Genomic DNA, 8,453 nt, shown 5'->3' on the forward strand with positions numbered 1-8,453 from the left:
GCCGCGCCACGGATCCTCCCTGGACGATCACGCTCTTCCTCCCGCCCCGCTCGGTCCCCACCCGGCCCGCCCGGACACTTCCCGGCGCTCCCGCGGCGGCACCGCGACCACCGCCGCGCCCACCACCCGGCCACCCGCCGCGCTCACCGCCCGCGCCGCCTCGGCCAGCGAGGCACCCGTCGTCATCAGGTCGTCGACCAGCACCACCACCGCGCCCCCTGCCCACAGCCGCGCGGCCACCGCCGGCACGGCCAGCGCGCCGGCCACATTGGCCCGCCGTTCCCTCCCGTCCAGCCCCACCTGGTCGGCCACCGCCCGGCGCTGGCGCAGCACGGGCGCCGCCCGGACCTCGGCCCTGGACCGCCGCAGCACCCCGGCCGCGGTCATCGCGAGCCGGCGCACCGGATCGTGCCCGCGCCGCGCCACGGCGCGCCGCGCGGAAGGCACCGGGACGAGCAACAAGGGCCCGCTCCAGCCCCGCGCGCCCCGGCCCGCGCCACTCGTACCGGCCCTGCGCACCGCGCCCGCCAGCGCGCCGCCCAGGGCCTCCGTCAGGACCAGTGCTCCCCGCTCCTTGTGCGCCAGCAGCACCGACCGCACCGCGTCCGCGTACCAGGCCGCCGCGTACACCGGCGGCAGCCCGGCGGGCACCGGATCCGGCCACGCCCGCCGCCACGCCCGCCCGGACAGCTCCTCCCGGCACTCCTCGCACAGGACACGGCGCACCGCCCCGCATCCCGCGCAGTCGGCCGGGAGCACCAGCCCGGCGATCTCCTGCCACCACCCCCGCACGGTGTCCACTCTCCCGCCGGAGAACCGGGCCCGCCACCCCTGTGGACAACTCCGGACATGCGCACGACACCCTGTGGACAACCCCCGTCAGCCCGACGGCCGGCAAACCCGACGCCCGACACCCCGCCGCCGTCAACCGCGCTGTCGGTCCGTGCAGACTCCACGCAGACCACCCGGCACCCGGCCACCGACCGTCCGGGCCACCGCCCGTCCGACCACCCGACTGCGCCGACCGCTCAGACCACCCCGACCGCCCGGACCGCCCGGACCGCCGAAAGGCAGCAGCACCTACCCCGGATACACCGGCGCCGCGCCGCCCTTCGCCACCGGCTTCCAGTTGGTGTCCGGCAGCAGCCGCACGATGTCCCCGTCCCGCTCCGCGAGCAGCGCCGTCGCCCGCCCCTGCTCTTCCGGAGCCGCGACACCGCCGACACCGGTGATGCCCGGCAGCGCCGAGACGCCGGACAGCGAACCGTCCGTCTCGATGAACTCCACCTGCTGCAGGCCGCCCTGCTCGTTCCCCGCGACCAGCAGCCGGCTCCCGCCGGCCCAGGAGACGGCGTCCACGTGCACGAAGTTCGGCGCCACCGACCGCAGGTCACGCACCGACAGCGCCGACCGCCCGTCTCCGCTCTGCCGCTCCACCCGGCCCAGCCAGAGCCCGGAACGGTCCCCCGTGGTCACCACCAGGGCGATCCGCACCCCGTCCGCCGCTATCCGGACCCCGGTGATCCGGCCACCGCCCAGCCCCGTCACCGGCACGTCCTCCGGCGCCCCCTTGCCCCCGCGCAAGCGCACCAGCCGCGGATGCTCGGGGTCCTGGTCGGCCACCCACAGGTCGCCAAGGCCGTCCCAGCTCGGTGTGGTGAGCCCCGCCTTGGCCCCGCCGTGCGAGGTCAGCCGCGCCTCCCCCGGCTGCGTCCCGTGCTCCAGCCCCGCGACGTACAGCGCCTGGCCGTTGGCGCTCACCACGGCGGCCTGCCCCTCCGCCCGGTCCACCGCCACCGACCCGAGCCGCGGCCCGTCCGCTCCGAACGGCCCGGCCACCCGCCGCGCCTCGTCCTCGCCGTCCGTCAACTCGACCACCCGGCGCCGGCTGTCGAGGAAGTACTGCCGCTTCGGCCGCCCCGCCGCCTGGTCGGGCCCGAAGTCCTGGGCCCCCTTCCGCTTCAGCGAGCAGAGCGTCTCGTCACCGCTCTGCAGCGTGACGCTCTCCACGCGCGCGGATTCCTGCGCCGTGTAGAAGAGCTGAGCCGCCATCCGCCGGCACTGCTGCTCCCCGACGCCGGCCGCCTTGCCGTCGAGGCGCACCTTGAGGTTGTTGGAGTCGTCCATGGTCAGCCGCTCGTCCGTGAGCCGCGTCTTCGGCGGGAACGCCGTCGCCGCCACCGGGTCGAGCCATGTCGTCGGCCCGTCGAGCAGGGCCTTCACCGCGGACGTCACCGTGTCTATGCGCTTGCGCAGGTACACCGGGTCGGCGACGAGCACGTCCCGCCCTCTGTCACCGGTCGTCCCCGGCCCCAGCTCGGCGAAGTAGTACTTGTTGACCGACCGGTAGATGCGCTGGAAGTCCGGCACGCCGACCACCAGACCGGTGGGCGGCGCGTCGATGCGCCACTCACCGTCCTCGTACGTCAGGTGCACCGACTGCTCGTACGCCCGCGCGTCGGGCTTGTACGCGTGCTTGTCGTCCACCCGCGCGACCTGCTTGCCGGTCAGCTTGACCCGCCGCGAGGGGCCCGCGCCCGGGTCCGGGTCCCGGCTCCCCGGTACGAGCTGCACCTGCGGCATCTCCGCGAGCACCGTCGTCGAGGCGGCCGGGTCCCACTTCCGCTTGACGGACTTCGCCAGGTACATCCGCGCCGTCGCGTAGTCCGGGTCGTCGCTGGTCGTGGCCTCAAGGAAGCCTTTCACCAGCTCAGCGGGCTGCTCGCCCTTGCGCGGCGGCACACCGTACACCCGGACCTGCGAGTCCGCGTCCGCACGCTGGGAGGAGTCCACGGCGTGCACCTCGCCGCTGTCCGGCATCGACGCGCAGCCGGCCAGCAGCAGCCCGGCCACGGCCGCCACCGCCGGCAGTCCCGCGCGCCACCGCTCGTTCCGCCCGCTCACGGCCGCCTCCGCTCTTGCCCGCTCCGGACGCCCTGAGCCCCTTGGACGCCGCCCATCGAACCGTCCGCCGCCGTTCCGCCCGGCCGCGCCACCACCCGCGCCCCGCTGCCCGGCAGCGCCGTCGGATCCACGGCCGGCGTCTGCCGCGTCTGCGACGGTACGGGCGCGCCGCGGCCGGCCGCCGCCAGGGGCACCCCGGCCTCGTTCACCCCGCGGTTGCGCCGCGAGTCCGCCGGCTCCAGCGGGATCGGCGAACCGCGCAGCGGCTCACCCGCCGTACAGGGCAGCGTCAGCCGGAACTGCGAGCCGCCGCCCGGCTCGCCCCACGCCTGGAGCCAGCCGCCGTGCAGCCGCGCGTCCTCCACCGCGATGGAGAGGCCCAGCCCCGTCCCGCCGGTCGTCCGCGCCCGCGCCGGATCGGCGCGCCAGAAGCGGTTGAACACCCGCGTGGCCTCGCCCGGCTTGAGCCCGACGCCGTAGTCCCGGACGGCCACCGCGACCGCCCCGCCGGCCATCGCCAGCCGCACCACCACGTCCCGTCCCTCGCCGTGCTCCACGGCGTTGACGACGAGATTCCGCAGCACGCGCTCGACACGCCGGGCGTCCGCCTCGGCGATCACGGGCCGCTCACCGCCCTCGACCAGCAGTCGGCTGCCTTTCCGCTCCGCGAGCGGCAGGGCGCCCTCGATGACGCGATGGACCACGTCCCGCAGGTCGATCGGCTCGGCCTCCAGGGCCGCCGCGCCCGCGTCGAACCGGCTGATCTCCAGCAGGTCCGCGAGCAGCGACTCGAACCGGTCGAGCTGGCCGAAGAGGAGCTCGGCCGAGCGCGCCGTCACCGGGTCGAAGGTGTCCCGTGCCTCGTGGATCACCTCGGCCGCCATGCGCACGGTCGTCAGCGGCGTCCGCAGCTCGTGCGACACGTCGGAGACGAACCGCCGCTGCATCCGCGACAGCTCCTCCAACTGCTGGATCTTCACCTGGAGGGTCTGCGCCATCTTGTTGAACGACTCGCCCAGCCGGGCGATGTCGTCCTCGCCCGTGACCTTCATCCGCTCCTGGAGCACGCCCGCCGCCAGCCGCTCCGAAATACTGGCCGCCATGCGCACGGGAGTGACGATCTGCCGCACCACCAGCCACGCGATGGCCCCCAGCAGCACCACCAGGAACACCCCGGCGGTCGCCAGCGTGCCCTTCACCAGGCTCAGCGACTTCTCCTCCTGCGTGAACGGGAAGAGGTAGTAGAGCTGGTACGGCTTGCCGCCGATGTCGTAAAGACGCTTGCCGACGACGAGCGCCGGTTCCCCCTCGTCCGAACCGCTGCGCCGGATCGACGTCGGCTCCTCGAACGCCCCCTGCTTCTCCAACCGCTTCCGCAGCTCCTGCGGCACGCTGCGCTCCGGGTCGATGTCCCCCGAGGCACGCGGCCCGCGCGTCCCCACGTGCGCCCCGTCAGAACCGGCGTCGCTCAGCGCCACCACGTAGTAGACGCCCTGACCACCGCTGGCGAGCTGCTGGACGAGCCCGGTGAGCCAGGCGCCCGGGTCCGGCGTCCTGCCGCCCGCCTGCGACGCGTCCTGGGCGCGCCCGTCGGCACCGGTCGCCCCCGCGTCGGCGGCGTCCCTGGCGGCCTTGAACCCGCCCTCGGCCTGGCTCTGCGCCGCGTTCCGCTTGGCCTCCAGCAGGCCGTTGCGCACCTGCCCGATCACCACGATGCCCAGCAGCAGCACCACGCCCAGGGACATCAGCAAGGTGGTGGCGACCACCCGCAACTGGATGTTCCGCAGCCACAACCGCATCACCGGCAGCAGCGGTCGGCGCACCCAGCGCGCGTAGAGGCGCAGCACCGGATGGACGGGCGCCGTCGCCGCCCCGTCGGGGAGCAGCCGGCCGGCGCGCCACAGCCGCCGGAAGAGAGATACCCCGCCCGCCACCTCGGCGGGCCGCCCCGCGCCCCGCTCCGGAGCGGCACCGCCCTCCGTCATGTCAGCTCGGCCCGGCCTTGTAGCCGACGCCTCGCACGGTCACCACGATGTCCGGACGCTCGGGGTCCTTCTCGACCTTCGAGCGCAGCCGCTGCACGTGCACGTTGACCAGCCGCGTGTCCGCCGCGTGCCGGTACCCCCACACCTGCTCCAGCAGCACCTCACGGGTGAACACCTGCCACGGCTTCCGCGCCAGCGCCACCAGCAGGTCGAACTCCAGCGGCGTCAGGGCGATCGCCTGGCCGTCCCGCTTCACGGAGTGGCCCGCCACGTCGATGACGAGGTCCCCGATGGTCAACTGCTCGGGAGCCGGCTCCTCCGATCTCCGCAGCCGGGCTCTGATCCGGGCCACCAGCTCCTTCGGTTTGAACGGCTTGACGATGTAGTCGTCCGCCCCGGATTCCAGACCGACCACCACGTCGACGGTGTCGCTCTTCGCCGTCAGCATCACGATCGGCACACCGGACTCGGCACGGATCAGCCGGCACACCTCGATACCGTCCCGGCCGGGCAGCATCAGATCAAGCAAAACAAGATCGGGTTTGGCCTCGCGAAAAGCGGCGAGTGCCTTGTCACCGTCGGCCACGAACGACGGCTCGAAACCCTCACCACGAAGCACAATTCCGAGCATCTCGGCCAGTGCGGTGTCGTCGTCGACGACAAGGACGCGTCCCTTCATATCGACATCATCCCATTACCCGATCGTGACCTGTCACACAGCTCCGCCAGACCGGCCTTCGTCACGGGGGAAACAACCCCGTATTCCGTGACAATCGCGGTCGTCAACTCGGGAGGTGTGATGTCGAACGCAGGGTTGTAGGCCTGCGCTCCCAGCGGCGCCACCGGCACCCCCAGACCCGTCCCCGCCCCGGTCGCCTGCGGCGGAACGGGGATCTCGGTGACCTCGTGCCCGGGCCGCTGCTCCACCTCGATGTCCGCGCCGCCCTCCGTGCCGAGATCCACCGTCGTACTCGGCGCCACCACGACGAACGGGACGTGGTGGTAGCGGGCCAGCACGGCGAGCGGATAGCTGCCCACCTTGTTGGCCACCGAACCGTCCGCCGCGATCCGGTCCGCGCCCACGAGGACGGCGTCCACCTCACCGGCGGCGAACAGCGAACCGGCGGCGTTGTCGGTGAGCACCGTGTACGCCATCCCGGCACGTGCCGCCTCGTAGGCGGTCAGCCGGGCGCCCTGGAGGAGCGGACGCGTCTCGTCCACCCAGAGCCGCCGCAGCCGCCCCGCGCGGTGCAGGGCCCCCGCGACGGCGAACGCCGTGCCCTGGCCGCCGGAGACGAGCGAGCCGGTATTGCAGTGGGTCAGGATGCGGTAGCCACCGCCCGGCAGCAGTTCCTCGAGCAGGGCCACCCCGTGCTCGGCCATCCGGTCGCTGGCCTCGGCGTCCTCCCGGTGCACCGCCCGCGCCTCGGCGAGCGCCGCCGAGGCGGCTGCGCGCCCGCCGCCCTTCCGGGACGCCGCGCGATGGGCGTCGCGGACCCGGGCGACGCCGTACGAGAGGTTCACCGCGGTGGGACGGGCCCGGGCCAGCATCTCGGCGGCCTCCTCCACGTCGAACCCGCGGACGGCGGCGAGAGCCACCCCGTACGCCCCGGCCACACCCAGCAGCGGGGCACCGCGGACGGCGAGGGTGTGCATGGCGTCGACGAGGGCCGGCACGTCCGTACAGACCAGCTCCACTTCCTCGGCGGGCAGGCGCCGCTGGTCCAGGAGGACGATCACGGGCCCTTCCGGTGGCTCCTCCCAGCGGAGGGGCGAGGCGGCGGAAAAAGCAGCGGTTTCCGAAGGTCGCGCGTACTGATCGGCCATTTACCCAGTCTGCCCCGTCCCGGGGCGACTATTGAAGGTCCTCTCGGTTCTCTCCCCCGTATGAGACCAGGGGGCGCCGACGGAGCTCCCGAACGGGCGGACGCACGCCCCTCGGTCGCCCCGCGGAGCCCCGTCCACGGCCTGCGCGGCCCCGCTACGGGCCCGGGGCGCCCTGACGGCCCCGTGACACGATGTTCGGGTTACGGCTCGGACGCCGCACCGGCAAGCGGGCCCAGAAGGAGCGACAGACCATGAACGACTCTCCGGGCCGGAACTCGCCCGGACCCCTTCCGCCCGGCCCTCCCGGCCCCCCGCCCCCGCCGGGGTGGCAGAACGGCCCCGGCTGGGGCCACCAGCGGTGGACACCTCCCCCGAGCGCCCCGCGCCCGGGGGTCGTCCCGCTGCGCCCGATCGGCCTGGGCGAGATCCTCCAGGGTGCGTTCTCCACCCTGGGCCGGTACTGGCGGACGGTCCTGCCGGTCTCCTTCGGCATCGCCCTCGTCACCCAGGCCGCGACCACGGTGGCCGACGGTCTGTGGCTGAGGGGCGGCGACGACGCCCTGGACGATCTGCGGGACAACGTCAGCCCCCGGCAGGCGATGGAGGCCATGACGGACAGCCTGGGGGCCATGGGTGTCAGCATGGTCGCGGGCCTCATCGGTTCGATCCTGGCCTCGTCGATCCTGACGGTCGTGGTCAGCCGGGCCGTTCTCGGACGGTCCGTCAGCGCGGCCGAGGCCTGGCGCGCCGCCCGCCCCCAACTGGCCCGTATGGCGGGGCTCCTGTGCCTGCTCCCGCTCATGCTCCTCGGCGTCTTCGCCGTCGGCACGGCCCCCGGGCTGCTGATCTTCACGGCCGGAGCGGAACCCGCCGGCGTGGCGCTCGCCCTGCTCGGCTCGATGGCCGGGCTGGTCGCCATGGTGTGGCTCTGGATCCGCTACTGCCTCGCGGTGCCGGCCTTGATGCTGGAAAAGCAGGGCGTCGTCGAATCCCTGCGCCGGAGTGCCAAGCTGGTCCGGGGGGCCTGGTGGCGGATTCTCGGAGTGCAGATCGTCGCCCTGCTGATCATATTCGCGATGGCGATCATCGTGCAGATCCCGATCGGCGCCATTCAAATGATCAGCGGGGGTGGCCTTAAATCCACCACTTCCGTCACATGGTCGTCCTTGATCATTAGTGGTGTCGGTGCCGTCATCAGCTCCACGGTCGCGCTGCCTTTTATGGCCGGCGTGACGGCCTTGATTTATCTGGACCAGCGGATTCGCCGTGAGTCCCTGGACGTGGAACTCATCCGCGCCGCCAACTCAGGCTGACCGACCGGACGCACACTCGCTTCCCGGGGGCGCGAAAGCGCGCCCCCGGGCGGGGGGCCGCGCGAAGGGCCCGGCCCGTGAGACGTCCTGAAAACGCAAAAAAGCCTCGGGCCGGATCGTTTTCCAACGATCCGGCCCGAGGCTTTATCAAATTTAGTTCGGCGGCGTCCTACTCTCCCACACGGTCCCCCATGCAGTACCATCGGCGCTGAAAGGCTTAGCTTCCGGGTTCGGAATGTAACCGGGCGTTTCCCTAACGCTATGACCACCGAAACACTATGAAACATTATCAACAACCGGCACTTTGGTTGTTCGTGGTTTCAGAACCAACACAGTGGACGCGAGCAACTGAGGACAAGCCCTCGGCCTATTAGTACCAGTCAGCTCCAACCGTTACCGGTCTTCCACACCTGGCCTATCAACC

6 protein-coding genes and 1 rRNA gene are annotated in these 8,453 nt (G+C 72.8%); 1 reads left to right on the forward strand and 6 read right to left on the reverse strand.

What is annotated here, in order from left to right; translation table 11 throughout:
- Positions 1-27: 27 nt before the first annotated feature.
- The 5 genes from ACZ6X9_RS16290 to mtnA all read right to left on the reverse strand — a co-directional run bounded on the left by ACZ6X9_RS16290 (position 28) and on the right by mtnA (position 6,716).
- Positions 28-792, reverse strand: coding sequence for a ComF family protein (locus tag ACZ6X9_RS16290; RefSeq protein WP_469778620.1), 765 nt, complete (start codon positions 790-792; stop codon positions 28-30).
- 288 nt (positions 793-1,080) lie between these two features.
- Entirely contained in the window at positions 1,081-2,904 is a 1,824-nt protein-coding gene (locus ACZ6X9_RS16295) for an LpqB family beta-propeller domain-containing protein (protein ID WP_469778621.1), read from the reverse strand.
- Positions 2,901-4,889: an MtrAB system histidine kinase MtrB gene (gene mtrB, locus ACZ6X9_RS16300; RefSeq protein WP_469778622.1), complete on the reverse strand. Its 1,989-nt coding sequence runs from the start codon at positions 4,887-4,889 to the stop codon at positions 2,901-2,903. The genes ACZ6X9_RS16295 and mtrB overlap by 4 nt, the downstream gene beginning before the upstream one ends.
- 1 nt (position 4,890) lies before the next feature.
- The gene (mtrA, locus tag ACZ6X9_RS16305) at positions 4,891-5,568 is read right to left on the reverse strand and encodes a two-component system response regulator MtrA (protein ID WP_469778623.1); all 678 of its coding nucleotides are present in this window, start codon (positions 5,566-5,568) and stop codon (positions 4,891-4,893) included.
- Positions 5,565-6,716 carry an S-methyl-5-thioribose-1-phosphate isomerase gene (gene mtnA / locus ACZ6X9_RS16310; protein ID WP_469778624.1) on the reverse strand — a complete coding sequence of 384 codons (1,152 nt, stop codon included), beginning with the start codon at positions 6,714-6,716 and terminating at the stop codon, positions 5,565-5,567. The genes mtrA and mtnA overlap by 4 nt, the downstream gene beginning before the upstream one ends.
- Before the next feature lie 251 nt (positions 6,717-6,967).
- Between mtnA and ACZ6X9_RS16315 the strand changes: the two genes are divergently transcribed.
- Positions 6,968-8,029, forward strand: a complete 1,062-nt coding sequence (locus ACZ6X9_RS16315) for a glycerophosphoryl diester phosphodiesterase membrane domain-containing protein (RefSeq protein WP_469778625.1) — start codon at positions 6,968-6,970, stop codon at positions 8,027-8,029.
- Positions 8,030-8,185: 156 nt separating this feature from the next.
- On the opposite strand, the gene rrf is transcribed toward ACZ6X9_RS16315, so the two are convergent.
- Positions 8,186-8,302, reverse strand: a 5S ribosomal RNA gene (gene rrf / locus ACZ6X9_RS16320).
- Between the last annotated feature and the right edge of the window lie 151 nt (positions 8,303-8,453).

This window comes from Streptomyces sp. NPDC052910, assembly GCF_055585605.1.

Excerpts from the sequence above, each read along its gene's own strand:
- mtrB (WP_469778622.1), bottom strand. The coding sequence starts at position 4,889 with ATGACGGAGGGCGGTGCCGCTCCGGAGCGGGGCGCGGGGCGGCCCGCC.
- ACZ6X9_RS16315 (WP_469778625.1), top strand. The coding sequence starts at position 6,968 with ATGAACGACTCTCCGGGCCGGAACTCGCCCGGACCCCTTCCGCCCGGC.
- mtnA (WP_469778624.1), bottom strand. The coding sequence starts at position 6,716 with ATGGCCGATCAGTACGCGCGACCTTCGGAAACCGCTGCTTTTTCCGCC.
- mtrA (WP_469778623.1), bottom strand. The coding sequence starts at position 5,568 with ATGAAGGGACGCGTCCTTGTCGTCGACGACGACACCGCACTGGCCGAG.